The organism is Pseudomonas sp. IT-P44, assembly GCF_949768225.1.
Lineage (GTDB): Bacteria > Pseudomonadota > Gammaproteobacteria > Pseudomonadales > Pseudomonadaceae > Aquipseudomonas > Aquipseudomonas migulae.
In genome coordinates, this window is the sequence record NZ_CATKQM010000017.1 from 61,423 (window position 1) to 87,366 (window position 25,944).

A 25,944-nucleotide genomic window follows, 5' to 3' on the forward strand; every position below is an offset into this window, starting at 1 on the left:
ATCAGTGGGCGATGCACACTGATTTCAGCTCGGTGTAGGCCTCGATCACCGCACGCCCGAACTCGCGGCCCATGCCGGACTGCTTGACGCCACCAAACGGCATGGCCGGGTCGAGCAGCACGTGGGCGTTGACCCAAACAGTGCCGGCCTCGATGCGCGGCACCAGGTTCATCGCTTTGCCGAGGTCATTGGTCCACAGACTCGCGGCCAGGCCGTAGCGGTTGTCGTTGGCCAGGGCGATCACGGCGTCTTCATCGTCAAACGGCATCACCCCCAGTACTGGGCCGAACACCTCTTCGCGGGCCACCGCCATGCTGTGATCGATGTCGGCCAGAATGGTCGGCTGCACATAGAAGCCCTCGCCTTCCACCAACTCGCCCCCGGACACTACTCGTGCGCCTTCGCGACGCGCCAGCTCGATGTGCTTGAGCACGCTTTGCTGCTGCTTGCGTGAGACCAGCGGGTTGATCGCCGCCTCGCCGTTCATGCCTGCGCCGATGGGCATCGCCGATACGGCGGCGGCGAGTGCTTCAACGAATTGATCGTGGATCGAGCGATGCACGTAGAAGCGCGAAGCCGCGGCACACACCTGGCCGTTGTTCAGCAGACCGCCGAGGATTGCGCCCTGCACGGCTTTTTCGATGTCGGCATCGGCCAGCACGATCATCGGGTTTTTGCCGCCCAGCTCCAGCGAGAACCGCGTCATGTTTTCCATGCACGCTACGCCGACGCTTTTGCCCACCGCCGTGGAACCGGTGAAGGACACTTTGCTCACCAGTGGATGCGCCGTCAGCACACCACCGACATTGGCGCCGCCACCGGTGACGACGTTGAACACGCCCGCCGGAATCCCCGCTTCCAGCGCCAGTTCAGCCAGGCGCATGGCGGTCAGCGGAGTTTCCATCGCCGGCTTGATGATCACCGTGCAACCGGTGGCCAGCGCCGGCATCAGCTTCCACGCCGCGATCAGCAACGGGAAGTTCCACGGCACGATCCCGACCACCACGCCCACCGGCTCACGCTTGGTGAACGCGGTGAATTTCGCCCCCGGCGGCAGCGGAATCGACACGTCAAAGGTCTGCCCTTCGATTTTGGTCGCCCAGCCGGACATGTAGCGCATGAACTCCACGGTGGCGTTCAGATCCAGTGCGCGCGCCATGTTGATCGACTTGCCCTGGCTCAGGGTTTCCAGCTGCGCCAGCTCTTCGGCATGCGCTTCTACCAGCGCAGTGAAGTTCAGCAGGATGCGTTCGCGGTCCGCCGGGCGCAGGCCCGACCACACGCCGGACTTGAAGGCTTTATGCGACGACTGCACGGCTTGCTCGACCACGTCCAGCGGCGCGTCGAGGGTTTCGCACAGGGTTTTTCCGGTGGCCGGGTTGACCACGGCAATACGCGGCCCTTCGGCGAACACCCATTGGCCATCGATAAAACAGCCGTGGCGGCGGTCAAGGAATGCAGCAACCTGCGGCAGGATTTCAACGTTGCTCATAAATCACCTTTGGTTCAGACGTGTTGTTCAGCCGGATAACGGGCTGATTACTGTTGTTCTTTGAGGAAACACACGACCGCCTGGCGATCGTCGGCCGAAGCCAGGCCCATGTAGGGCATGTAGGTCCCTGGCACGAAGGCCTGGGGTTGGGTGATGAGTTGCGCGATGTTCTCGGCCTGCCAGTTGATGTCTTTGCTGCGCATGGCCTGGGAATAGTTGAAGCCTTCCAGCGAGCCGGATTTGCGCCCGACCACACCCGCCAGGTTCGGCCCCATCATTCCCGTCATGCCCTTGGTCACCGAATGGCAGACCGCGCATTCATTGGCGAAGACCTGGGCGCCATGTCCCTGGTCGGGCGCGCAGTCAGCGGCCAACGCGGTGTGCGCGAGGGTGAGTGAGAGCAGACCGATGAGGGGCAATCGCAGCGAGGTGAACATAGGAAAACGACCTTGAAAATCCGCGCTCATCCATTGAGCGGCAACACGGGAGCGCCGACGCAGCGGTGCATCGACAGGGTTGAGAGGGATTGTCGATGGTCAGTGATGCGCAGGTTTTGCCCTGCGTGCCAGTCGTATTGGCGAGGCTGCCAAACCGGGCATTTTGGCAAGCACAGCCAACTCTTTGGCAACCACACAAAAGGCCGGAAAAGTTCCGCGCCTTAGTATCGAAAAAGACCGCAAACCTGCGCTCAAGAACAAGAACGGATGCCACACATGCTCAAGTCCCCCTTGCTGCGTCTCTCTACACTTGCCCTGATGATCAGCGCCGGCCATGCCGGCGCGTACGAACTCTACGCCGATGACGACAGTCACCTGAACGCCACGCTGGAAGCGGTCTTCGGCATCTTCCACAGCCAGGAAAACTACGCGCTGTCCGGTCGCCTCGACCCGGGTTCTTCGTCGTGGCGCGAGGGCTACATCAAATATGGCCTGAGCTTCGACAAGGGCCTGGCCGGTGTCGGCACCGCATATGGCGCGGCGAACCTGCTCAGCTCCGGCACCTGGGGCGACGGCGATGCCGCAGGCTTCAGCGACGGTTCGGAACGCACCACCAAATTCGAAGACGCCTACCTCGGCTGGCGTTCGGGCAAGCTGTTCGACGTGCTCGGCGAGGACGGCGTCGACCTGTCCTTCGGTCGTCAGAACATCGTGGTCGGTGATGGTTTCCTGATTAATGGCGACGCGCTCAACCTGGGCAAAGGTCTGGCCGACGGTGAGTTCAACCGCGGAGGCGCGTACTGGCTGGCGGCGCGCAAAGCCTTCGACGAGACCGCGGTGTTGCGTCTGGGAGGCAAGGAAGGCTGGCGTGGCGACTTGATGTGGTTGAAGTCCGATAACCGCGCACAAGCGAAAACCGAAATGTACGTCGGCACGCTTGAGCATGTCGCCGAAGCAGGCACGGTCGGCTTGACCTACATCGACACCACCGATGTCGACGAAGAATTCGCCTCCCCTTCGCAGCTTGAACGCGACGGCATGAAAACCTACAGCCTGCGCGCAGCCGGCAATGCCGGGGTGCAAAACCTGTTCCTCTCCGGCGAATACGCCAAGCAGGACAAACCCCACACCAGCACTGAAGACGCCTGGTACCTGGAAGCCGGCTGGACCTTCGCCGACGTGGCCTGGACGCCAAATGCCAGCTACCGCTACAGCCGTTTCTCGGAAGGTTATGACACGCTGTTCTATGGATTCAGCCGTGGCTTCGGCACCTGGTTCCAGGGTGAAGTCGCCGGTAACTACGCCGGCCCGTTCAACACCAACTCGCGTATCCAGCAAGTCAAGTTCACCGTCTCGCCGCTGGAGAACCTGACGGTCGGTGCGATGTATTTCAACTTCGACACCATCGACCGCAACCTCGGCAATACCGATGGCCACGAAGTCGATCTGTATGCCGAATGGCACGTCAACGAGCACCTGACGGTGATGCCGCTGATCGGCCTCTATCAGCCGGACAAAAGCGCCGACGAAGGTGGCACGCAGCTGGGCAGCAACGACAAGAACCTCTACAGCCAGGTGATTTTCGCCACTACGTTCTAAGACTTAACCGCAGCGCGATCCTTTTAGTAGCTGGCGAAGCCTGTGGGAGCGGGCTTGCTCGCGAATGTGGCCTGACATTCAGCATTGATGTCGACTGGCACACCGCTTTCGCGAGCAAGCCCGCTCCCACAGGCTTCGCCAGTCGCTACAGGGATTGCGTTGCTCTTCAAGGAAAAAGGCCTTTCCAATGCACAAAAAATTCCTGACGATTCAGAGCAAGATTGCCCTGCTCGCCGGCCTCTGCCTGCTGTTGGTGGTGGGTTTGCTGATGGGTTTGTCGCTGTATCAAACCCATCGGAGCAGCCAGCAAGTGGCCGAGGCCAGCAGCGAAATGCTCGCCAACGCCGCCAAGGAACACATGCAGGCGCTGGGCAAAGTGCAAGCGATGCAGGTGCAACGCACCTTCATGCAGACGCACGAATATGGCCAAGGGTTGTCGCGCTATTTGCTCTACCTGAGGCAGTTGCAACATCAGGGCAACCTTACCCGTCCACAACTGCGCCAGGAGCTGAGCACCCAGCTGCACCAGGCCCTGATCGACAAGCCCGACCTGCTCGGGCTTTATGTCATTTTCGAACCCGATGCCCTGGACGGCGCCGACGCTGGTTTCGTCGATCAGGCGGCCATGGGCAGCAACGAAACCGGGCGCTTTTCGCTGTATTGGGTGCAAAGCAAACCCGGCGAACTGCAAGCGGTGATCGGTGACGAAGCGCTGCTCGCCAACACCTCGCCCGGCCCCAGCGGCGCGCCCTACAACGCCTTCTACACCTGTGCCCGTGACACCCGCAAAGCCTGCGTTCTGGAGCCATATTTCGACGAGGCCTCCGGCAGCCGCAAACTGGTGACCAGCATCGCGTTCCCGCTGCTGGACCATGACAAGGTCATCGCCGTGGTCGGCCTCGACATCAACCTCGCCGCCCTGCAAAAGAACAGCGAAGCCAGCGCGCTCCAACTGTTCGATGGCAACGGGCAGATCAGCATCGTCAGCCCGCGCGGGGTGATTTCCGCCAACAGCCAGGACGTCAGTCGCCTCGGGCAACCGCTGGACAATGTAGAGGTGATGGACACCTTGCGTCAGGGCCAGCCGAAAGTGTTCGTCGATCAACAGCAGATCAAAGTGCTTGAGCCGCTGGCACCGATTGTCGGTGCAGCGCCGTGGGGCGTGCTGGTTGGCGTGCCGCAGAACGTGCTGCTCGCCCCGGTCACCACGCTGCAACAGGAACTCGATGCGCAAGCCGTGCGAAGCACCGCGCTTGAGCTGTTGCTGGGCGGCGGCTCGGCGCTGCTTGGCCTGGTGTTGATCTGGTACGCGGCGTATCGCATCACCCGGCCGCTGCAACTGCTGACGCGGGTCATGGAGGATATTTCCCGGGGCGAAGGCGATCTGACCCGACGCCTGGCCGTGCAATCAAGGGATGAAATCGGCCAACTGGCGACGGCGTTCAACCGCTTTGTCGAACGTATTCACCATTCCATTCGCGAGGTGTCTTCGGCGGCGCTCGGCGTCAACGAAGGCGCCAAGCGTGTGCTGTTGGCGTCCAACGCATCGCTGAGCAATTTCGATGAACAATCGACCCGCACCAACAGCGTCGCCGCTGCGATCAACGAACTGGGCGCCGCTGCCCAGGAAATTGCGAACAATGCCTCCGATGCCTCGCAGCAAGCCTCCGCCGCGCGCCAACAGGCCGAAGACGGGCGTCAGGTGGTCGAGCGCACGATTGAGGTGATGAACGAACTGTCCGGAAAAATCAGCGCGTCGTGCGTCAACATCGAAGCGCTGAACAGCAAAACCGTGAACATCGGGCAAATCCTCGAAGTGATCAAAGGCATCTCCCAGCAGACCAACCTCCTCGCCCTCAACGCTGCCATCGAAGCAGCACGGGCGGGTGAAGCGGGCCGCGGCTTTGCCGTGGTCGCCGACGAAGTGCGCAGCCTGGCCGGACGCACACAGACCTCGGCGGCAGAGATTCAGCAGATGATTGAAGCACTGCAAGTCGGTGCGCGTGAGTCGGTGACAACCATGACCGAGAGCCAGCAGCACAGCGAGGAAAGCGTCAGCATCGCCAACCTCGCCGGCACGCGACTGGGCAGCGTGACGCAACGCATTGGCGAGATCGACAACGTCAACCAATCGGTCGCCGCAGCCACTGAAGAACAAACCTCGGTGGTCGAGGCGTTGAACGTGGACATCACCGAGATCAACACGCTGAACCAGCAAGGAGTGGAGAACCTGCAATCGACATTGCAGGCATGTACCGAGCTGGAACGCGAGGCCGGACGGCTGAATCAGTTGGTCGGGAGTTTTCGGATCTGAAGGCAGCGGTGCCTGATCTACCGCTATCGCGAGCAAACGGAACGCCGCCCGGCTGCTCCTACAGTGACCGCGTCCGTCCGGGCACCCCGGTCACCTGTAGGAGCGAGGCTTGCCCGCGATGAACGATAACGCGGTGTTTCAGCAAGCCGCCACAGCATGCTCAATCCGATGAAACAACCGGTTGAAATACACCAGGCTATCGCCCTCCCCGCGCACGCCCACCTTCGACAATTCCACAAACATCACCGAATGCGACCCGACTTCCTTGCACTCGCTGATCCGCCCTTCCAGCTGCACCAGTGCATCACGCAGCACCGGCACGCCTGTGTCGCCGCCGTCCCACAAGTCCCAGGCAAACCGCTCGGCCATCGGCACTTGGGTCATGCCGGCGAAGTGTCGGGCCAGTTCTTCCTGTTCGCCGCACAGCACGTTGACGCACAGCCGGCCGTTGGTGCGAAACACATCGTGGGTGGCGCTGTTGCGGTTGACGCACACCAGCACGGTCGGTGGCGAATCCGTCACCGAGCACACGGCGCTGGCGGTGATACCGCAGCGACCGCCCGGGCCGTTGGTGGTGATGATGTTCACCGCCGCCGGCAGTTGCGCCATGGCGTTGCGAAAGTCGATTTGCTGCTGGCTCAGGTTGGCCATGTCGGTGCCCCTTCCTTCAGGAGGACCGCGTGTTCGCGGCCCGTGGGTGATGGAACAAGACTAAAGCCCGGCGTGGCGCGCAACCATTCTGACGATCCCCATGCCGAGGTAGGCTTTCCGCTAGTCGACTAGGTGGTTTCTTTATCGTCAGGGCCCGTCGCAGTGGGTATTCTGCTGGAATGCACCAACATAGGTGCCGACGTCCGCCGCAGCGTGCACGCGTGCGAAAACAATAATTAGAAAATCTCGTGGCAACCCCTGATGGAAACCCGCAAACCGATTGTTTATATCGTTGATGATGACAAAGACCTGCGCACCTCGCTGGCCTGGTTGTTGGAGTCGGTCAGTGTCCAGGCGCAATGCTTTGCCGGCGCTGAAGAGTTCCTGAGCCAGTACGACCCCAAGCAACCGGCGTGCCTGGTGCTGGACGTGCGCATGCCGGAAACCAGCGGCTTTCAGCTGCAGGAAATCCTCAACCAGCGTGGCAGCACCCTGCCGACGATCTTCGTGTCCGCCCATGGCGACATTCCGATGTCGGTGACCGCGATGAAGAACGGTGCGCTGGATTTCGTCGAGAAACCCTACAACCCGCAGCAGATGATCGACCGCATACAAGCGGCGCTGAAGACCGCCGTGCATGCCCAGGCCGATCAGCAGCAACGCCAGCACCTGCAAGGCAAACTCGCCCTGCTGACCAGCCGTGAACGGGAGGTGTTGATGCTGGTGATCGATGGCAAGGCCAGCAAGGTCATCGCCCGGGAGCTGAACATCAGCGTGAAAACCGTTGATGTGCACCGGACCAAGATCAAGGAAAAGATGGGCGTGACCAGCATTGCCATGCTGGTGCGCGAAGTGCTGCATTTACCGGTGGATGAGCCGTCTCGGCATTGAGGGACCTGCGGCGGTCATGAGGCCGCCATCGCCAGCAAGCCGGCTCCTACAGGGGTCCGCAGCGAACACAAGGTATGTGCACGGCGAAGATCTACTGTAGGGGCCGGCACATTCAACATCAATGGTGCCTGATACTCCGCCATCGCCAGCAAGCCGGCTCCTACAGGGGTGTGCAGCGAACTCAAGGTATGTGAACGGCGAGGATCTACTGTAGGAGCCGGCTTGCTGGCGATGGGGTCGGCACATGCAACATTGATGGCGTCTAATGCCCCGCCATCGCCGGCACGCCGGCTCCTACAGGGGTCTGCAGCGAACACGAGGTATGTGCGCGGCGAAGATCTACTGTAGGAGCCGGCTTGCCGGCGAAGGGGTCGGCACATGCAACATCAATGGCGCCTGACACTCCGCGATCGCCGGCAAGCCAGCTCCTACAGGGGGCTGCAGCGAACTCAAGGTATGTGCACGGCGATGATCTACTGTAGGAGCCGGCTTGCTGGCGATGAGGCCGGCACATTCAACATCAATGGCGCCTGACACTCCGCCATCGCCAGCAAGCCGGCTCCTACAGGGGTCTGCAGCGAACTCAAGGTATGTGCACGGCGATGATCTACTGTAGGAGCCGGCTTGCCGGCGATGGGGCCGGCACATTCAACATTGGTGGCGTCTGATGCCCCGCGATCGCCGGCAAGCCGGCTCCTGCAGGAGAGGTCAGTTGTGGCTGTAGCGCTTGCGATAGGCCCCGGGCGATACGCCGAAGCGGGATTTGAACGCCGAGGAGAAGTAGCTGGAATCAGAGAATCCCCAGGCGTAACACAGCGCCGAGAGCTTCTGCTCGTCAGGTGAGCGGCGCAGGTTTTCCGCGCAGAAATCCAGGCGTCGGTGCTTGATGTATTGCGCCACCACCAGGCCGCGCTTGGAGAACATCCGGTACAACCCGCGCACCGAAATCCCTACCTCACGGGCAATCAGCTCGGGGCACAGGTCTTCGGCGCTGATGTGTTCGTCGATGTAGGCGATGATCTTGCGAAACTGCCGCTCGTGGGCATCTGCGCCGCTGTCGCGGGCACTGATCCCGGGCAACAACAGGCTGACCAATGCATCCAGTACCGCTTCGCTTTCCTGCATGTCCAGGCCTTCCTGCTGCCGGGTATCCAGCACCAAGCGGTTGGCCATCGCCGCCAGTGGTGTACCGGCCGCGATGCGTGTAGCGCAGTTGACTGCATTGAAATGCGAACCGCGCTCGACCACCTGACGCGGCAGGATCAGCGACAACTGTCGGGAATCCTCGTTGTAGGTCATGTCACTCGGGCGGCAGGCGTCGATCAGGGCGATGTCGCCCGTGCCCAGTTGAGCGCGGTTGTCGCCCTGCTCCAGCCGGGAACTGCCACGCATCTGGAACACCGCGTAATAGTGGCCGTCGCTGCTGACGCTGACGTCCTTGCTGGTGCGATACAGGTGCACATGCGCCATGTCGACGACACTGAGGTTGATCGCGCCGCTGCGATATTCCGCCAGCTCACCGTAGAAATCCGTATCCAGGGCCCGGGCATCGAAACGCCCGCAGGCCTGGTTGACCTGGCTCAGCCAGCTTTCGAACGCCTCGTTGCGAACCGCCGAAGAAGTCATCATCACTGCAAAGCCTCACGCATTTTATTGTTATTTTTCGACCGCTTCGTCGAGCGGTTCGGCAAATGTTACTTACCTTGGCTGTCTCCTCCTTCGACGGCCGCCGGGCCCTATTCAACAGGCTCCGACGCTGGCTTGCCAGCCTTCCCTTGCGTTAGATGTCCAATACCAGACGGGCGGAAACAGCGCGGGAAACGCAGGCGCAAATCTGTTTGTTGGACGCCTTTTCCTTGTTCGACAAACAGTTGTCGCGGTGCTCCGGCACACCGTCCAGCACCTCGACGATGCAGGTGCCGCAGATGCCTTCGCGGCATTCAGTGTCGATGTCACAACCGTGAGCCTGCAACACATCGACCAGACTCGCGTTGGCCGGCACCTGAAGCACCACGCCGGAACTGGCCAGCTCCACTTCAAAACCGCCACTCGGACCGGCATTTGCTGCGGGATCGGCCTGGAAGTGCTCAAGGTGGATCGCATCGTCGCAGCGGCTGCGCGCCGCCACTTCCACCACTTTGTTCATGAACGGTGCCGGGCCGCAGGTGTACACGTGTGCGGTACTACCTGCGTGGTCAAGGCATTCACTCAACGTGGCATCCATGTCACCCGGCTCGATGCCGTAGTGGAACTGCACATGCCCGGTGAACGTGCTCGCCAACAGCTCGGCGAACGCTGCGTATTGCGGCGAACGGGCGAAATAATGCAGGCGCCACGGCTGGCCGTTTTCGCTCAGCCGATAAGCCATGCTCAGCAGCGGCGTGACGCCGATACCGGCGGCGCACAACACATGTTCGCTGGCCGTCGGGTCGAGGCGGAACAGGTTGCGCGGCGCGCCCATTTCCAGCTCCATGCCCTCTTCCACCTCGTGCAGCGCCGCTGAACCGCCACGGGACTGCGCCTCTTTCTTCACCGCCACCAGGTACGCGCGGCGGTCCTGCGGCGGGCTGCACAGCGAATACTGGCGGGTCACTCCGGTCGGCCCGGTCAGGTCGACGTGGGCACCCGGTTCATAGGCGTCGAGCGGCTGGCCGTCACTGCGCACGAGGCGAAAGGAACGGATATCCAGCGCTTCGTCGACGATCCTTTCGATCTTCACCTTCATCATTGCATCACCTGAAATACGGTTGATTTTGTTTTTACGGCACCTGCGGGCACCTGCGTTTGTCTGGTGTAAAACACCTTGTAGGAGCCGGCTTGCTGGCGATGGCGGCCTTGAGACTTGCATCGCCAATGAGGGCGTCATCGTCGGAACGCCGCCCGCAGCAAGCCGGCTTCTACAGATTTGTATCGCCGATGAGGACGCCATCGCCGGCAAGCCGCCTCCTACAAGGGTTGTGTGTGAAGCCTTGCTTAGCGCATGAACAGGCCGCCGTTGATGTCCCAGCACGCGCCGGTTACGGAGGCGGCGTGGTCGGCGATCAGCAGCAACACGCTGTCGGCGATGTATCCGGGGTCGCCGAGGGTGCCGGCCGGGATCATTTTCAGGATCTGTTCCAGACGCTCCGGGGCCACGGTTTCGCGCACCACCGGCAAGTCCAGCGGCCCCGGCGAAATGCTGTTGACCGTCACGCCTTGCGGGGCCAGTTCACGGGCGAAGACCTTGGTCAGCGTCGCCACGCCGCCCTTGGCCGCTGCGTAATGCGCGCCGGTGGCGGTGCCGCCGTTCTGCCCGGCGAGCGAGGCGATGTTGACGATGCGGCCAAAACCACGCTCGGCAAAGTGCGCGCCGAACACCTGGCACGCGACAAAAGTGCCGCGCAGGTTGATTGCCATCGACTCGTCGAACTCCTCGGGGGTGATGTCCATCAACGCGGCGACTTTCGACACGCCGGCGTTGTTCACCAGGATGTCGCAGCCGCCCCAATGCTCGACCAGCACGTCGCGGGCATGCTGGAAGTCGGCCTTGCTGCGCACATCCAGCTCAATGGCGACAGCACTGGCACCGCTGGCATCCAGCTCGGCAGCCAATCGCCGCACGCCCTCGAGACGCACGTCCGCCAGGGCGACGCGATAACCCGCCCCGTGCAGACGGCGGGCGATGCACTCGCCCAGTCCGCGCGAGGCACCTGTTACAAGGGCTACTCGACTCATGATGTTGCCCTCACAAAAGGAAGCCGAGCGCGCTCAGGCTGTCGGTGGAGTTGATCAGCCGCACCACTTTGCGCTCCAGGGTCGGCACGCCATCGGTGAAACGGATACGGTGGTTCAGGTCGGCCACAAACGGCGTGTGCACGCCGCGTTTGTAGGCGTACAGCAACTGCGCCGAGTTGACTTCGACGATGTCGCCGGCGGCTTCGACCAGGCGGAAACGCGAGACGGAGCGGATGGTTTTCGCCGCGTCCACTGCCGATGGCGAGTAGCCGGCGGTCAGGCGTTCGATGCGCAAGTCACGCATGCGCGCATCGTCGTAGGCGTAGTTGAGGTTCGCTTCGAAGTCCTCGGTGTCCGGGTCGATCGGCACGATGTACTTGCCGCTGTCGCTCCACAGGGTCGCCCATTCGGCGTAGTTCTTGTGGTCGAGCAATTCGGCTTCGCGCCAGATGAATTCGATGGCCTGGGCCAACGGGCCGGAAAAACCGTTCAGGGTGTCGTGATTGCTCATTGGCTCATCATCCTTTTCCACATGTCGTAGGCACCGCGCATGCCGCCTTCGTCGGTGGCGTGGCTGACTTTGTCGCCGTTCTCGGCAGTGATTTCGCGATTGAGGCCACGGTTGACCAGGATCGGCGCGTCGACGCCGGCGTACGAACCGCGCTGCACACGGTCCCAGGCCTCGGCGTCGTCCGGGCTGCCGAAACCGAACGGGCCCTGGAAGTGTTCGTGGATGCGCATGCGTTCGCGGTTGGCGATTTCCGGTCCGCCGTCCATACCGAGGGCAACGTGGCGGATCTCGGTTTCAGTGACCGACACCGGGCGCAGCACGCGGAAGAACGACATCGACATCGCGACGTTAGGGAACAGGTTCAGGTTGAAACCGGCGCCGTGCAGCGAGCGCACGATGCGACGGACTTGCGCAGGCTCCATGGTTTTCGACAGCTCTTCAGTGACGTGAGCGAAGCGCTCCTGCAACTGTTCGGTGCCGTCGTCATGGTCCAGATCGACATGCTCCGGCACCATCACCATCACGCTGTGGCCGTTGCCCAGCGAATGGGTGACCGCTTGTTCGTCAGTCATGAACGAGAGCATTTCCGAGGTTTCCTCATCCACCGACGACATGAACGACTTGTGCACGATCGGGAAGTGATAACCGTCGGTGGTGTTTTCCAGCTGGATCTTCCAGTTGCCCTTGAAGCTGAACTTGTGTTCGCCCTGGGTCTTGATCGGGAAACCGGCGCCCTGCTTCATGAACAGGTCCATCCAGTGTTTGGCGCCGCCGAGGAAATCTTCCAGCGGCTCGATCTCGTCGTTGTAGCTGGCGAACACCATGCCGGCGTAACTTTCCACGCGCAGGCTGGTCAGCGGCAATTCGGACTTTTCCAGAATGCCTTCGTAGCCGTCCGGATACGGCAGCGCACGGAGCTTGCCGTCAAGACCGTACGACCAGCTGTGATACGGGCAAGTGAAACCGGTGGCGTTGCCTTTGTGTTTTTCACACACCGTGGCGCCACGGTGCCGGCAGCGGTTTTCCAGGACGTTGATGTTGCCCTTCTTGTCGCGTACCACAATCACCGGGCGACGGCCGATGGTCGCGGTCTTGAAGTCGCCGCTGTTGCGCACTTCGCTTTCGTGGGCAACCCACACCCAGGTGCGGTAGAAAATCTTTTCCAGCTCGGCTTCGAACAGCGCCGGATCGTTGTACAGCGAGACGTCGACGCGGTCGTGCTGGACCAGGTCTTCGGGGCTTTTCGATGATGCGATCAGCCGGTATTCATGAGTGCTCATGCGGTTCTCCTCATGGCTTTTTATGATTTCTTGTTAGGGGTCGACCGTTCGCCGGCCATGCTCTGTTGCAACTGCGCACCGAAGGCGCAGACCAGCTCGTCCTGACCTTTACGACCGACAATCTGCAGGCCGACTTTCAATCCGCTGCCCTCCAGTTCCACCGGCACCGTCAGCGCCGGATGGCCGCTGAGGTTGAACGGCCGCACCAACGGGGTCATGCCGGCCACCGCTTTGCTGGCGCTGCGGGCTTCGATCAGCGTCGGTGGCAGGCTGGGCATCGTCGGCAACAGCAGCACCGCGAATTCTTCCAGCGCGGCGTCCACTTGCTGGCTGAAGCGCGCGCGGACTTTCTCCGCTTGTGCCAGGTCCGCCGCGCTGGTGCGACTCGCGGCCAGCAGGCGTTGCTCGACATCCGCGCCAATCAGGCCTTTACCCGTGAGGTGGCCGAACGCGGCCCAGTTTTCAAAATTGATCACGGTGAGGCCTGCGGCGAATGCGGCTTCGAAATCGCTCAGGTGCAGCTGGCTGCGACGCCAGCCTGCGCAGTCGGCGGCAGCGCCGAGGCATGCTTGAAGATGCGGGTCGCAGTCGACTTCAAGAAAACCCACCGACGCGTTGCCAGAGGGCAACCCCTGCACCTGGAAGCCTGGGCAAATCACTTGCATCGCCGCGATCAGATCCGCCATGTCGGCGGCAAACGGCCCGACGCAATCGAGGCTGGAAGCCGCTGGATGCGCACCGACCCGACTGACCCGCCCATAAGTCGGTTTCAAGCCGGCGATGCCGCAGCACGCCGCCGGTACGCGAACCGAGCCGCCGGTGTCAGTGCCGATGGCGATGTCCGCCAGACCGGCGGCAACCGCTGCCGCCGAACCGCTGGAAGAGCCGCCCGGCACGCGGTCCGGTGCTTGCGGGTTGATCGGCGTGCCGGTCCAGTCGTTGATCCCGGTCACGCCAAACGCCAACTCGTGCATATTGGTTTTGCCAACGATTTGCCAGCCTGCGTCGAGGATCGCGTCCACCACGTCGGCGTTGCGCAGCGCCGGTTCCGCATCGGCAAACGCACGACTGCCCGAGCGGGTCGGATGGCCGGCGATGTCGATCGAGTCCTTGATCGCGACCCGCTTGCCGTCGCCACCGAGTAAAAATTCGCTGATAAACGTGCTCATGCGCCCGACTCCGAGGTGAAGAGGTCCGAATTGAACAAGCGTTGCGTGCGGAAATGCGCGATCAGCCAGACACCCTCGACACAGCGAAAATCGATGTTCAAGCGCGTGCCGAACAACTCGCTGCGCCCATCGGCGTAGGTCGACACCTGCTGCATGATCCACTGCCCCTGCGCGGTGCTGCCGTCGACCAGGATCGACTCGCTGGTGAGGTAATGCAGGTTCAGGTGAAAGTGCTCCGAGGGCGGCAAGTAACCGCCGACAAACGCCGCAATCGCCTCACGCCCGCGATGCTCGCCGAAGGTTTGCGCGGTGACGCTGCCGACGCCTTCCCACACGGCGTCGATGCAGAACAATTGCGCCAACTCGCTGACGTGGGTGACCGCCCTCGGCACGTCGCACAGGTCCATGTAGCGCGCCATCAAGCGGCGCACCTGGCTCTCCCCTTCGAGCGTCGCCAGACGCTGCAACAAGGCCTCGTTCATGGCTTACACCCTGGCGGCATCAGGGATGGTCAGTGGACGACCGATGCGCGCTTCAACCTTGGCGTAGCGCCACAGACTGTACTCGTTCACCGGCGTGGTGCGGAACAGATTGCAGGCATCGATCACCGACTGGTGGCAGTCGACGTCGGCCATGATGTAGACGGTCCACGGCGAGGTGGTGGACGGGCCGACCATCAGCCGGTCATCGTCCATCGCACCGAGCACAGTGATGCCGGGCATGGCGCCGAGCGAGCCCATCATCTGGCTGAAGCCTTTCCAGACGCTCAGGCCTTCGCCGGTGGGCAGGTCGAAAAAGTTCTGGGTGATGCCGATGCAGAAGACGACGCGCAGCGGTTCTTGGGTGGTCTGGGACATGAATATTGATCCTTGAAGAGTGGGTTCAGATGTAGCCAGGGAACGGCGGCACGCCGAGGAACACCGAGCCGGCGCCGTCGTACAGGCCTTCGCTGAGGAACGCGTGCTGGGTGACCACCATCGAATCGCGCAGGTAACGCTGCAGCGGATGGCGCAGGTAAATCGCGGTGGTGCCGGCGAGGCTGTACGCGCTCTGCACCACGGCGGCGCCCGCCTGGGACACGTGAATCGCGGACAAGCGCAACAAGCTGGTTTGTTCGGCGGTGACCGGGTTGCCGGCGAGGATCGAATTCCACACTTGCTCGGTGGCGTTGTAGAAGAAGCCACGGGCGGCGGCCAGTCGGGCTTCGGCCTTGGCGATCTCGATGCGCACGTAGGCGCGGTCGGCCATTTTCGGTGCCCCGGTGATGCCGCTGCCGGCGGCCATGCGACTGACTTCGTCGAGGGCGGCACGGGCCAGGCCAAGGTTGACCACGGCCAGCACTTGCGCGGCGTAGGCAATCGACGGGTAGCGGAACAGCGGCTCGTCGATGGTCGAGGCACCGCCACGGATGAAGGTCCAGCGTTCGTCGACGTGTTTGTCGCTGACGCGCAGGTCGTGACTGCCGGTGCCTTTGAGCCCGACCACGTCCCAGTTTTCGATGATCTCGACCTGGTCCGCACGGAACACCGCGGTGCGCGGCTTGCCACCCGCCGCGCCAATCCCCACGCCGAGCAAGTCGGCGCCCTTGCAGCCGCTGGCGAATTTCCAGGTGCCGTTGACCTGCCAGCCGCCCTCGACAGCTTCAGCCGGTTGCAGCGGGAACAGGCCACCGGCGAACACCAGGTCCGGGCTTTGGGCGTAGATTTCGGCGAGGGTTTCCGGCGGCAATGCGGCGAGGTAGACGCCGGCGCTGCCGAAGCTGGCGACCCAGCCCGCAGAGCCGTCGGCTTCGGAAATACGCTCGATCATTTGCAGGAACAGCGCCGGCGCCAGGGCGTCACCGCCGAAGCATTTCGGCGTGGCGGCGCGGTAGATGCCCACGTGCTTGAAGCGCTCGATCATGTCCCGTGGCACGTGGGAACCGGCGTCGAATTCATCGCGACGCTGGCGCACTTCCGCCAGCACCTGCTCAAAGGCCTGGCGGTGGACGGTGTTGCCGTCGACGCCTGGCAGAGGGTCTTTCTCCGCGACAGCTGAACGCAGCATGGGCTTTCTCCGTTTTGCTTATTGTTGTTGGGGCGTGCCTAACGACATCGATCCCTGTAGGAGCGAGGCTTGCCCGCGAACGAGACACCTCGGTCTTAATGGCAAACCGCGTTATCGTTCTTCGCGGGCAAGCCTCGCTCCTACAGAAGCAGAGAAGATGCGTGGCTGCCCTTGCATTGAGGTCCAGTGTAAAAACCGCGTCGGGTCGCCACTATTGGTGCGTGCAGCCTCTTCACTAAAGGAATCCCCTAGCCCGCCCCCGGTTACCTCTGAGCGCATCCCCACGCGCAAGCGGGTATAAAAAGCCATACTTTCCCTTCACCGGTTCCTCAGGACTGCGCGATGTACCTGCCAAAACCGCACGACTTTTTCACCCTCATCGAAGCCATGCCGCTGTGCATCATTCTTCACGATGCGCAGAGCAAGGAGATCCTCTGGGCCAACACCGCCGCCCTCGACGCGCTGGGTTTTACCCTCGAAGAACTGACGCCGCTGAAAGCCCCGGACATGACCCGTGACGCGCCCAAGTACCGGCGCTCGGTCGGCCTGCGCTGGCTGGAAGGCGCAGCGCGCACGGGCCAGCGCGCCATCGAGTGGTGTTATCGCTCCAAGCAAGGCGTGGAAATCCTCTCCGAGGCCGTCGCTACGCTGGTGCATCTGGAAGGTCGCGATGTGCTGATGGTGCAGTTCCGCGACATCTCCAGGGAGGACAAGGTCAAGCGCGACCTCAAGCGTTTCGAAAGCCGGCTCAAGGCATTCATGCAGGACCTCGCCGAAGGTGTCGCGGTGCTCGGCCCTGAAGGTGATATCCGCTTTATCAGCGACTCCGGCGCGCACCTGCTCAACAGCGAAGAACACACGCTGATCGGCGAAAACTTCCTGTCATGGTGCGACGACGATTCGCGCCGCCGGCTGCTGCAACAGCTGGCCAGCGAGACCCCGGAACATGCGCCCTTCCGCGTGCACTACCACCTGCAACGCCGCGACGGTGAATGGCGCTGGCATGAGGCGACGTGTCGTTTTATCGAGATCGAAGACGACCTGGTCGGTCACCTGCTGCTGTTTCGCGACGTCACCGAACAAGTGCGCGCCGAAGAAGCACGGCGGGTCAGCGAGCAGAAACTCGAATACCTGGCGCGCTACAACGCCATGGGCGAAATGGCCGTGGCCATTGCTCATGAGCTAAGCCAACCGCTGGCCGCCACCCGCAACTTTATCGAAGGCGCAGTGATTCGCCTGGGCAAGGAGTCCGCCACGGATCAGGGCGTCGCCTGGGGTTTGCAAAACGCCGTGCGGCAAATCGAGCATGCGTCGCTGATCATCAAAAGCGTGCGCGATTACGTGGTCAAACTGGAGCAGGCCGAAGAGCTGATCGACCTCAACGAACTGCTGCGCGAAACCCGCTATTTCATCAGCCTGCGCGCCGATCCGAGCCTGGTCCGCGTCGAGATTGTCGCCAGTCCCGCGCCGCTGTGGGTGAGCTGCGAGAAGGTGCTGATCGGTCAGGTCATTCTTAACCTGGCGTTCAACGCGATTGAAGAAATGAGCGATCTGCCTGTTGAACGACGGGTGCTGCGCATTCACGCCAGCCGCGAAAACGACGTGGCGTTGGTGCGCATCGAAGACTGCGGTCGCGGCATTCAGGCCCAGGCGCAAGAGAAGCTGTTCGACGGTTTCTTCTCCTCCAAGGTCAGCGGCAACGGCATTGGCCTGGCGCTGTGCAAAAACATCATCGGCCGCCATCGCGGCGATATCTGGGCGCAAAACCTTGAGCCCTGCGGTGCCGTGTTCACCTTCACCCTGCCCCTCGCAACTCCCGCCTGACACCGCCGAAGAACCTGAATCAAACCACGAACCTGTAGGAGCCAGGCTTGCCGGCGAAGGCGTACTCAAGGACGCCTTCGCCGGCAAGCCTGGCTCCTACAGGTCAGTGGTTTTGGCTTGCAATTGCGGTGTGTGCAGCCGGTTTTTCGAGACTGGCACAGACACACAAACGCTTGGCAGCCACAGCAATTCCCCCCTTCTGCCAGCGAGGCAGAATCGAACTGCAAAAATCTGCCAATGCACTTGCGATTTGCACGAACAATAATTCAGGGAGTTCCCCCTAATGCGAGCCACCAGGATCACCGTACAGTCAGCGCTGAGTCTCAGCCTGCTGGTACTGGGTTTGAACAATGCCAGCGCGGATCTGCCCGCTGACACGATCGGCCAGACCGTTCTGGCATTTCCGCCGGAAGTTCATCGGGCCTTTATCGTCGACGTCGAATTCGAAAGTTTCGTGGCGGGCCGTGTCACCGTGGTCGACCCCGATAAAAAACGCGTGCTCGGCATGGTGCCGACTGGTTTTGCTGCGCCCTCGACGCTCAGCCACGATCAGAAAACCCTCTACAGCGCCGACATCTTTTATTCGCGCGGCACTCGTGGCACCCGCACCGACGTGCTGACCGCCTGGGACAGTTCGACCCTGTCGCCGGCCTGGGAGCTGTTGATTCCTACCAAGCGCGCCGAGTCGCTGACCCAGCGCTACGGCTTGAAGACCAGCGGCGATGACCGCTTTGTCTACGTCTACAACTTCACCCCGTCGACCTCGGTGACCGTGGTCGACACCCAGGCCAAAGCCGTCACCGCCGAACTGGCGATTCCCGGTTGCGTGCTCAACTACCCGATCGGCAATCGCCGTTTCGCCTCGCTGTGCGGCGACGGCAGTTTGCAAGTGATCACACTGAACGATCAGGGCCAGGAAACCGCACGCAGCCGCACGCCGTTCTTTGACCCGAACGCGGAAAAACTGGTGGAACGCGCGGTGAACGTCGGCGACACCTATTACTTCACCACCACCACGGGCACCGTGCGCCCGGTGGATTTCTCGGCCGACGCACCGAAAATCCTGCCGTCCTGGTCGCTGACCAGCGACGAGGAAAAGAAGGCCGGCTGGGCACCGGGCGGCTGGCAGCTGATGGCCGTCGCGCCGAAGCTGAACCGCTTGTACGTGCTGATGCACGACGCGCACGAACCGATGAAGTGGGAAGACCCAAGCCCGCTGATCTGGGCGTTTGATCTGAAAACCCACAAGAAGGTCGCCACGCTGGAGGCACCGGTTCCGGTGTGGAGCATGCAGGCGACCGGCGACGACAAGCCGCTGCTGCTGGGCGCCGACGTTGCAGGCGGTTTGCAGATCTTCGACCTGAAGACCAACACGCTCACCGGCAGCATGGCGAAAGTCGCGAAAACCGCGACTCAGGTCATGAGCTACTAACCGAGGTTCGGCCATGCACTTAGATCCGATCTTCATCATTGCCAGCGCCCTCGCCATCGCGGTGTTGCTGGCCAGTGCCGCGACCCACAAGGTGCGCGCGCCGGCACGTTTTGCCCGGCAACTGGCGGACTACCAACTGCTGCCCGACGTGGCCGTACGCCCCGTCGCACGCGTCATTCCGCTGGTTGAACTGGCCATCGCCTTTGCGCTGCTGGTACCGGTCAGCCGTGCCTGGGCAGCGTTGGGCGCCGCCAGCCTGATCGCACTGTATGCCGCGGCCATTGGCATCAACCTGTGGCGCGGTCGTCGCGATATCGACTGCGGCTGTGCCGGCCCGGACCAGGCTCAACCGCTGCGCCCGGTTCTGCTGCTGCGCAACAGCGCGCTGGTAGCGCTGGCGTTGCTGGCCAGTGTCTCGCCGGTGGTTCGTGACCTGGGTTTTTTCGACGGCTTCGTGACTGTCGCCGCCAGCGCCGTCGCGCTGCTGATTTACGCCGCAGCCGATGGCTTGCTGGCGAACTCCCCTCTTCTGCTCAAACTGATTGGTAGGTGATCAATGGAAGGCTTAATCGTTTCCAACGTTCTGCTCTGGGTACTGCTGGTGGCCGTGGCGTTTGCCGTCATGGGCCTGGTCCGGCAGATTGGTGTGCTGCACGGCCGTCTGGCCCCGGCCGGTGCGTTGATGATGGACAAAGGCGTGGCGGTCAACGAAGCCGCGCCACAGGTCACCGCCTCCGACCGCAAAGGGCGCCCGGTGAACTTCGGCTATGCCGGCGAGAAATCGCAACTGCTGTTCTTCCTCTCGCCAACCTGCCCGATCTGCAAGTCGCTGCTGCCGGCGATCAAATCCATCGCCAAGGAACAGGCCGATCGCCTCGACGTGGTGTTCATCAGTGACGGCGACATGGACGCCCAGCAAAAGCTGATCACCGAACACAAACTGGAAGACGCCACTTATGTGGTCGGGCCTGAAGTGGGCATGACCTACCAGATCGGTAAGCTGCCGTACGCCGCGCTGATCGACAAGAGCGGCACCCTGCGCGCCAAAGGCCTGGTCAATTCCCGCGAGCACCTGGACAGCCTGTTCGAAGTCGAGCACCTGAAAAGCGCGACGCTGCAGGAATACCTCAACAGCCAGCCGCATGCACACGACCACAGCCACGGCCATAGCCACTGATAAGGCAGGAGACCTTCATGAAACTGCTGGATCTGTTGTTTGAGCGTTCGACTCGTCGTGTTGCCGACACAACCTCACGACGCAAACTGCTGTCGCGCATGGGTTCTCTGATGGTTGCCGGCGCCGCGTTGCCGCTGCTGTTGCCGCTGGATCGCACCAGCAAAGCCCTGGCCGCCGATAACCCGAAAGCCGGTGACCCGGGTGATCCGAACACCTGCGACTACTGGCGCTACTGCTCCATCGATGGCTTTTTGTGCAGCTGTTGCGGAGGGTCGGTGACGTCCTGCCCACCGGGCACGGAAGTGTCGCAAGTGACCTGGATCGGCACCTGCCGCAACCCGGCCGACGGCAAGGATTACATCATTTCGTACAACGACTGCTGCGGTAAGCAGAGCTGTGCGCAGTGCGCCTGCACCCGTAACGACAGTGAAGAACCGGCCTATCGCCCGTTCAACAACAACGATGTGAACTGGTGCCTGGCCGCCAAATCGCACATCTACCACTGCACCGTTTCGATCATTCGTGGCGTTGCGGTTTAACGCGCATTTACCGTCGGCTGCTCACGCAAACGATGGCTTTTTGTAGGAGCCGGCTTGCTGCGGGCGGCGTTCCGACGATAGCGTTTTCAAGAACGCCATCGCCAGCAAGCCGGCTCCTACAGGTCCGATGTTTACCTGTACAAGTGGAGGTGCTGCTTATGGGTAGGTTGCTCATCCTCGGTCTTGTCTGCGCCATGACCGCCCCGCTCGTTCATGCCAGGGCCATCCCGGACCCGGCGCAACGGCATGCGCCGGGCAATGAAGCCCTGCAAAAACCGATTGCCCAGGCCGGTTACAGCGTTGGCGTGAACTACCAACTGCAATGCGCCGGTTGCCACTTGGGCAATGGCATGGGTTCTGCCGCGAATGACACGCCCCGGATGGCGGGGTTTGTCGGCAACTTTCTGAAAGTGCCGGGCGGCCGCGAGTTTCTCGTGCGCGTGCCGGGCATGTCGCAGTCCGCGCTGGACAACGCGCAACTGGCCGACCTGCTCAACTGGTTGATCCGTGCCGACGGGATGGCGGGTAAAAGCACGCCGGCCGACTATCAGCCTTACAGCGCCGACGAAGTGGCGGCACTGCGCGCAGAAACCATGCTCAACCTCCCCGGCACCCGCGCCGGTCTGATCCAGCAAATGCGTGCGCAAGGCATCGCAATTGAAGACGGGATGAACAACTGACAACGGCTTGAACCAAAGCCGTCATTGCAAAAACGGGGGCCCGTTCCCCCGCCCTTCCGCTGCGCCAACTCTCCTCTGCGATAACAAGACGACCTTGCGGCAAACGCCGTGCAGGCGTCTCTCCGTGGTTTGCCCGGCACCTTGTGTCCGAGTGCATTTTTATATATGGATGTTGTCTGAATCCGTAGCTATAGAATGAATGTGTGCACAGTGGTGCTAAAGTGACAGCACCTGTCTTCGTCTCACCGGATTTACGCATTTGAGGGTGCAAACCTGTCACAAGTATGAGCAGCTTGTCGGTGACGCTGAGGCTCTCAAATGAGGGCTGTGTTGACCTGAATCTCGTCATTACCGAGCGCAAGGGAAAGCAAATGAGGTCTAAAGATGATATTTGAGCCTAACAGTACCCGTTCCGTTCTCCAGCGAAGAAGCAGTACCAGTATCGTTGTTCAGGCCGGTCTCGATTGCGTTGCGGTAACCGGTGTTGCGTGGTTCTTGATCAATTATCACATCGGCTTCATCTCGCAAGACTACGTCATCATGCTCCTGCTGCTGCTTGGCGCGCTGGCCGTCGTGTACGACCACTATGCCATTTACCGCAGCAATGTCGGGTTCACTGTCAAAGCCTTCAAGCTTCTGAAGGCATGGACCGCGACCTTTGGTTTTCTCGTTGCCATGGCTTTCCTGACCAAAACCAGCGAACGGTATTCGCGGCTATTGGTTGGGGAGTTATTTGTTCTTGGCTATTTCGCCCAGTTGTTTTTGCACCTCGCCTCACGGGAAATGCAGAAGAAATTCCTGGCCCACCCGACGCAACTGGAAAACTCGCTGATCATTGGCTCGGGCGAGTTGGCGAGCTACCTCCACAAGAAAATCAGTAACAACCCCTGGCTCGGTGAACGCATCGTTGGCTGTGTGTTGATTGGCGCGGACGATGACTGGGCAAAGGAAGGCGTGGAAGGCGCACCACGCCTGTCGATACTGGGCAACATCTCTGATCTTGATGAGTTGGTTGTCAAACACGCCATTCGTACCGTCTATTTTGTGACCCCTGTGGGCGGCTCCGAAGTTATCCAGAAGGTTTATTTAAGCCTGTTCGACAAACACGTCAGGGTTAACTGGGTGCCTGACATTTTCGCCTTGAAGTTGATCAACCACAGTGTTCGCGAGATTGCCGGCATTCCCGTGCTGACCTTGTCCGAAACTCCGCTGATGGGGATGCGACTGTTTCTGAAGAATCTCGAAGACAAGGTCGGCGCTTTCCTGATCCTGCTTTTTGCGGCGCCAGTGCTGGCGTTAGTTGCCCTTGCGATCAAGATCGATAGCCCCGGCCCCGTGTTCTTTCGTCAGCAACGCATGGGGTGGAGCGGCGAAGTTTTCAGTATCTGGAAGTTCAGAAGCATGGTGGTCCATCAGCCGTCGGACGGCACCGTCAAGCAGGCACAAAAGAATGATCCACGCGTGACCAGGGTGGGCGCCTTTATTCGCAAAACCAGCCTCGATGAGCTGCCGCAATTGTTCAACGTGTTGATGGGCGAAATGTCGCTGGTGGGGCCTCGCCCGCACGCGATTCAACACGACGTGCAGTACTCACCCGATGTCTCGGGCTACTTTGCGCGACATAACATTAAACCGGGTATCACCGGGCTGGCGCAGGTGCGGGGTCTTCGTGGTGAAACGAAAGATGTAGAACAAATGATTCGCCGGGTTGACTCAGACATCGAGTACATCAACAACTGGTCGCTCTGGCTCGACTTCATCATTCTTTTACGAACGGTATCTGCCTTCTCCGGCAAACAGGCCTATTAATCCGTAGTGAAACTGCAGGAGCAGCCGGTCGACGCTCGAATGCTCGCTCCTACACTTCACCGCACGATGACGGAAACAGGTCCAGCGTGCGCTCGACCTCGTCGGGGTCGATAGTAAAACCATTGCCCGCGGGAGTACCGACGACAAAACCAAAGTGTTGATGGTCACGATCGGTCAGGTACTTGAAATAGCAGATGAAACGCTCGGGAGGTTGCAACACCAGCAGCGCCCCACCCGGCGGCAATACATTAACCCCATGGATCAATTGACTGCCCTCGACCCCTATCACGGTTCTTGCACCGGCACAGGTCGCGACAATGGTCGCAACATCGCACAGCGCCGGGTCGAGAATGCGAAAACCCCGACGATCACGCAGACGCTCAGCCAACTCCATTTCGTTACGCAACAAGCGTAAATCGCCGCGACCACCTCTCAGGATAAACACGCCTGGATGAGCGCTCGTGTTGACGTGGGACAGCAACTTTTCGCCCATTGCACGGAAGCGCAGATGCTTGTGGCGATTTTGACTTATGTCGTCAAAGATCACGAGTTCACGAAAAAACGCATTACGTAAACGAACCGGCTTCATGCCAAGCCAGTCCTCATAACCGGGGGTGTGAAGGATGCCGTTCCTGGTGGTGGAAACAATGTTGGCGGAGGGAGCCGTGGTCACTGGAACGCCTTCGTTGCAGGCCAGTGAATAGGTCAGGCAATCGTCCGTCAGCCAACTGCCAAACCACTTGTTGCCCCCCGCCGTGCAATACAACGCGCCGCGCTCGATTTCGTTTTCGACGCGAACCCCCGGCAGCCGGCCAACGCCAGGCGTCAACCAGGATTTGGCGCTTCCTTTGTAGAGCGCGCCATCGATCATCCAGACATCTTTGAGCAAATAACCCCGGGTCGGTCCATGTTCAACACGACCGACGCCTTCCATTGTGCGACGAGGATGTTCATGGGGATAAAAAAGTTGCTCTTCCCATCCCGTCACACGCTCAAGTTGATTGGGAAGAAAGAAGGCGGGTTGAGCAAACGCGACTTCACCCGGCGCAATATCCCAGGTTTTCACCGCCATACTTTGCAGCGTTAATGCTGGTTTCCGGGCAAGGCGTGTTTTAAAGAGGTGTTTATAAGCCGCCAGGCTCCACTTCGCCGGGCCGCTACTTGCCAACGCGCTGAATTCCGACATAGACACCCCCGGCGCAATATGATTGCGCAGTATTTACAGCCAACTACTTTTCAATATCTCAAGTGCAGAGAACAGTTTGCAGAATGGGCGGCGACTTCAAATGAGCATAGCGACTACGCAAGTTATCGAGCAGCGCGGCGCCCGGTTCCCTGGAACAATGGAGATACAGTTTGGATAGTCCCCCAAAGCCCATTTCACGATATCGATTTGCAACTTCTTCATCACTTGGCCCGTCGGGTATTCCAAGATGAAGTGTCAAATGTTTGCCTTCAACAGCAAAAAGCGGCGTCTCCCACAGAAACTGCGCAGCGCCGGTCCTGGGCAGCCGAACAAACACGTAGCCATGGTTTCCCAGCGTATCGACATCACCGCCGCGCCTTCTTTTCCACTCAAGAAGCCCGTCGTCCGGACGTGCCAGACACGTCCCGATATCGTAGTAATCAAATCCGTTTTCTATTGCCCACTCGAGCGCCATGAACGTGGTGATGGAATTGACTTCACGTAATTTCCTGGCATCTGAAAACACCTCGTCAGGGTAGCCAAAACGCACGGTGCTCCAATAGCGCTTGCCCGCGCGAGTGACGACGCACCCCAGATGGCAGGCAACAACCTGGTCTTCCAACACCACCAGATCGAGGCGTCCGGCTCTTTTAGCCACCCGCTGAACTTCATGTGATGCAATTTGCGAGGCGGCTGCGCCATGACGAGCCCTGGCGTAGGGTTGAAGCATTTCCCGATCCGCCGTTTCAATCTCATCATCGTTCAATGCTTGCTTCATGCCGTAGCGCAACCGGTTCTTGCGTAGATTGCGACGTAACTCAGTGTTGTATCGCGCCGTAATCTCATCAATGGATCTGCGCAGTGGCACGACAGCACTCAGGTATTGCGGCACATACAATGCACCCCAGCTCGGCATGTCACTGACAACGACCGTGCGGTCTGATTTCGACAGGTTATCAACCCCCTGAGGCTCAGCCCCCAGGAGCACCTTCACAAATTCCCGCTGGGATTTTCTGCCCACGTAAAGAATGTCGTAGCGGCTGTCTTCCCGCAGTTTGAACCTGGCGATTTCCCAGCGCCAAACACAGGCGCGCGCGGCTATATCACCTAACCAGGCGAGCGCTTTTCTTAGCTCAAATCGCATGGAAGGCGACATTAACTTGTGTATCAGTTTTGATATATATGCGTTCATT

23 protein-coding genes and 2 pseudogenes are annotated in these 25,944 nt (G+C 60.8%); 11 read left to right on the plus strand and 14 right to left on the minus strand.

Annotated elements, in window-relative coordinates; all coding sequences use genetic code 11:
• Nucleotide 1: 1 nt before the first annotated feature.
• Entirely contained in the window at nt 2-1,492 is a 1,491-nt protein-coding gene (locus tag ACM6IO_RS10750; protein WP_192229066.1) for an aldehyde dehydrogenase family protein, read from the minus strand.
• A 47-nt stretch (nt 1,493-1,539) separates the two neighbouring features.
• Nucleotides 1,540-1,929, minus strand: a complete 390-nt coding sequence (locus tag ACM6IO_RS10755; RefSeq protein WP_008033873.1) for a c-type cytochrome — start codon at nt 1,927-1,929, stop codon at nt 1,540-1,542.
• Nucleotides 1,930-2,205: 276 nt separating this feature from the next.
• Here ACM6IO_RS10755 and ACM6IO_RS10760 point away from each other — a divergent pair, with 276 nt between their 5' ends.
• The 3 genes and pseudogenes from ACM6IO_RS10760 to ACM6IO_RS10770 form a co-directional block, all read left to right on the plus strand.
• Complete coding sequence (locus tag ACM6IO_RS10760; RefSeq protein ID WP_207285952.1) at nt 2,206-3,528, plus strand: hypothetical protein; 1,323 nt, start codon at nt 2,206-2,208, stop codon at nt 3,526-3,528.
• 406 nt (nt 3,529-3,934) lie between these two features.
• Nucleotides 3,935-4,984, plus strand: a pseudogene (locus tag ACM6IO_RS10765) (HAMP domain-containing protein); the annotation flags it as partial.
• A gap of 261 nt (nt 4,985-5,245) precedes the next feature.
• A pseudogene (locus tag ACM6IO_RS10770) lies at nt 5,246-5,842 on the plus strand (methyl-accepting chemotaxis protein); the annotation flags it as partial.
• A 138-nt stretch (nt 5,843-5,980) separates the two neighbouring features.
• On the opposite strand, the gene hpaC reads toward ACM6IO_RS10770, so the two are convergent.
• A complete protein-coding gene (gene hpaC, locus ACM6IO_RS10775; protein ID WP_008033884.1) occupies nt 5,981-6,493 on the minus strand; it encodes a 4-hydroxyphenylacetate 3-monooxygenase, reductase component in 513 nt (170 codons plus the stop codon).
• 261 nt (nt 6,494-6,754) lie between these two features.
• On the opposite strand from hpaC, the gene ACM6IO_RS10780 reads away from it, so the two are divergent.
• A complete protein-coding gene (locus ACM6IO_RS10780; RefSeq protein WP_008033885.1) occupies nt 6,755-7,384 on the plus strand; it encodes a response regulator transcription factor in 630 nt (209 codons plus the stop codon).
• 708 nt (nt 7,385-8,092) lie between these two features.
• Here ACM6IO_RS10780 and feaR read toward each other — a convergent pair.
• From feaR to ACM6IO_RS10825, 9 genes are all read right to left on the minus strand, one after another.
• On the minus strand, nt 8,093-9,013 hold the full coding sequence (gene feaR, locus ACM6IO_RS10785; protein ID WP_008041136.1) for a transcriptional regulator FeaR: 921 nt from the start codon (nt 9,011-9,013) through the stop codon (nt 8,093-8,095).
• Between the two features lie 151 nt (nt 9,014-9,164).
• Complete coding sequence (locus ACM6IO_RS10790; RefSeq protein ID WP_414911437.1) at nt 9,165-10,112, minus strand: PDR/VanB family oxidoreductase; 948 nt, start codon at nt 10,110-10,112, stop codon at nt 9,165-9,167.
• 245 nt (nt 10,113-10,357) lie between these two features.
• On the minus strand, nt 10,358-11,098 hold the full coding sequence (locus ACM6IO_RS10795; RefSeq protein WP_192229059.1) for an SDR family NAD(P)-dependent oxidoreductase: 741 nt from the start codon (nt 11,096-11,098) through the stop codon (nt 10,358-10,360).
• Nucleotides 11,099-11,108: 10 nt separating this feature from the next.
• The gene (locus ACM6IO_RS10800; protein ID WP_192229058.1) at nt 11,109-11,609 is read right to left on the minus strand and encodes an aromatic-ring-hydroxylating dioxygenase subunit beta; all 501 of its coding nucleotides are present in this window, start codon (nt 11,607-11,609) and stop codon (nt 11,109-11,111) included.
• Entirely contained in the window at nt 11,606-12,889 is a 1,284-nt protein-coding gene (locus tag ACM6IO_RS10805; RefSeq protein WP_008041131.1) for an aromatic ring-hydroxylating oxygenase subunit alpha, read from the minus strand. The genes ACM6IO_RS10800 and ACM6IO_RS10805 overlap by 4 nt, the downstream gene beginning before the upstream one ends.
• Before the next feature lie 20 nt (nt 12,890-12,909).
• Nucleotides 12,910-14,058: an amidase gene (locus ACM6IO_RS10810; RefSeq protein WP_414911438.1), complete on the minus strand. Its 1,149-nt coding sequence runs from the start codon at nt 14,056-14,058 to the stop codon at nt 12,910-12,912.
• On the minus strand, nt 14,055-14,540 hold the full coding sequence (locus ACM6IO_RS10815) for a nuclear transport factor 2 family protein (RefSeq protein ID WP_414911439.1): 486 nt from the start codon (nt 14,538-14,540) through the stop codon (nt 14,055-14,057). Before ACM6IO_RS10815 ends, ACM6IO_RS10810 begins: the two co-directional genes overlap by 4 nt.
• 3 nt (nt 14,541-14,543) lie before the next feature.
• Nucleotides 14,544-14,915: a hypothetical protein gene (locus ACM6IO_RS10820; RefSeq protein WP_008033901.1), complete on the minus strand. Its 372-nt coding sequence runs from the start codon at nt 14,913-14,915 to the stop codon at nt 14,544-14,546.
• A gap of 25 nt (nt 14,916-14,940) precedes the next feature.
• A complete protein-coding gene (locus tag ACM6IO_RS10825; protein WP_414911440.1) occupies nt 14,941-16,104 on the minus strand; it encodes an acyl-CoA dehydrogenase family protein in 1,164 nt (387 codons plus the stop codon).
• A gap of 342 nt (nt 16,105-16,446) precedes the next feature.
• Here ACM6IO_RS10825 and ACM6IO_RS10830 point away from each other — a divergent pair, with 342 nt between their 5' ends.
• The 7 genes from ACM6IO_RS10830 to ACM6IO_RS10860 all read left to right on the plus strand — a co-directional run bounded on the left by ACM6IO_RS10830 (nt 16,447) and on the right by ACM6IO_RS10860 (nt 23,565).
• Complete coding sequence (locus tag ACM6IO_RS10830; protein ID WP_414911441.1) at nt 16,447-17,928, plus strand: ATP-binding protein; 1,482 nt, start codon at nt 16,447-16,449, stop codon at nt 17,926-17,928.
• A 283-nt stretch (nt 17,929-18,211) separates the two neighbouring features.
• Nucleotides 18,212-19,360, plus strand: coding sequence for an amine dehydrogenase large subunit (locus tag ACM6IO_RS10835; protein WP_192229052.1), 1,149 nt, complete (start codon nt 18,212-18,214; stop codon nt 19,358-19,360).
• Between the two features lie 13 nt (nt 19,361-19,373).
• Entirely contained in the window at nt 19,374-19,913 is a 540-nt protein-coding gene (locus tag ACM6IO_RS10840; protein WP_226299868.1) for a MauE/DoxX family redox-associated membrane protein, read from the plus strand.
• 3 nt (nt 19,914-19,916) lie between these two features.
• Nucleotides 19,917-20,537, plus strand: a complete 621-nt coding sequence (gene mauD / locus ACM6IO_RS10845; RefSeq protein WP_008041094.1) for a methylamine dehydrogenase accessory protein MauD — start codon at nt 19,917-19,919, stop codon at nt 20,535-20,537.
• Between the two features lie 17 nt (nt 20,538-20,554).
• Complete coding sequence (locus ACM6IO_RS10850) at nt 20,555-21,076, plus strand: methylamine dehydrogenase light chain (protein WP_008033908.1); 522 nt, start codon at nt 20,555-20,557, stop codon at nt 21,074-21,076.
• A gap of 158 nt (nt 21,077-21,234) precedes the next feature.
• Complete coding sequence (locus ACM6IO_RS10855; protein ID WP_008041092.1) at nt 21,235-21,756, plus strand: hypothetical protein; 522 nt, start codon at nt 21,235-21,237, stop codon at nt 21,754-21,756.
• A gap of 384 nt (nt 21,757-22,140) precedes the next feature.
• Nucleotides 22,141-23,565: an undecaprenyl-phosphate glucose phosphotransferase gene (locus ACM6IO_RS10860; protein ID WP_008041091.1), complete on the plus strand. Its 1,425-nt coding sequence runs from the start codon at nt 22,141-22,143 to the stop codon at nt 23,563-23,565.
• A 49-nt stretch (nt 23,566-23,614) separates the two neighbouring features.
• Here ACM6IO_RS10860 and ACM6IO_RS10865 read toward each other — a convergent pair whose 3' ends face one another.
• A complete protein-coding gene (locus tag ACM6IO_RS10865; protein WP_414911442.1) occupies nt 23,615-24,751 on the minus strand; it encodes a glycosyltransferase 61 family protein in 1,137 nt (378 codons plus the stop codon).
• Nucleotides 24,752-24,809: 58 nt separating this feature from the next.
• On the minus strand, nt 24,810-25,895 hold the full coding sequence (locus tag ACM6IO_RS10870; RefSeq protein ID WP_414911443.1) for a hypothetical protein: 1,086 nt from the start codon (nt 25,893-25,895) through the stop codon (nt 24,810-24,812).
• Between the last annotated feature and the right edge of the window lie 49 nt (nt 25,896-25,944).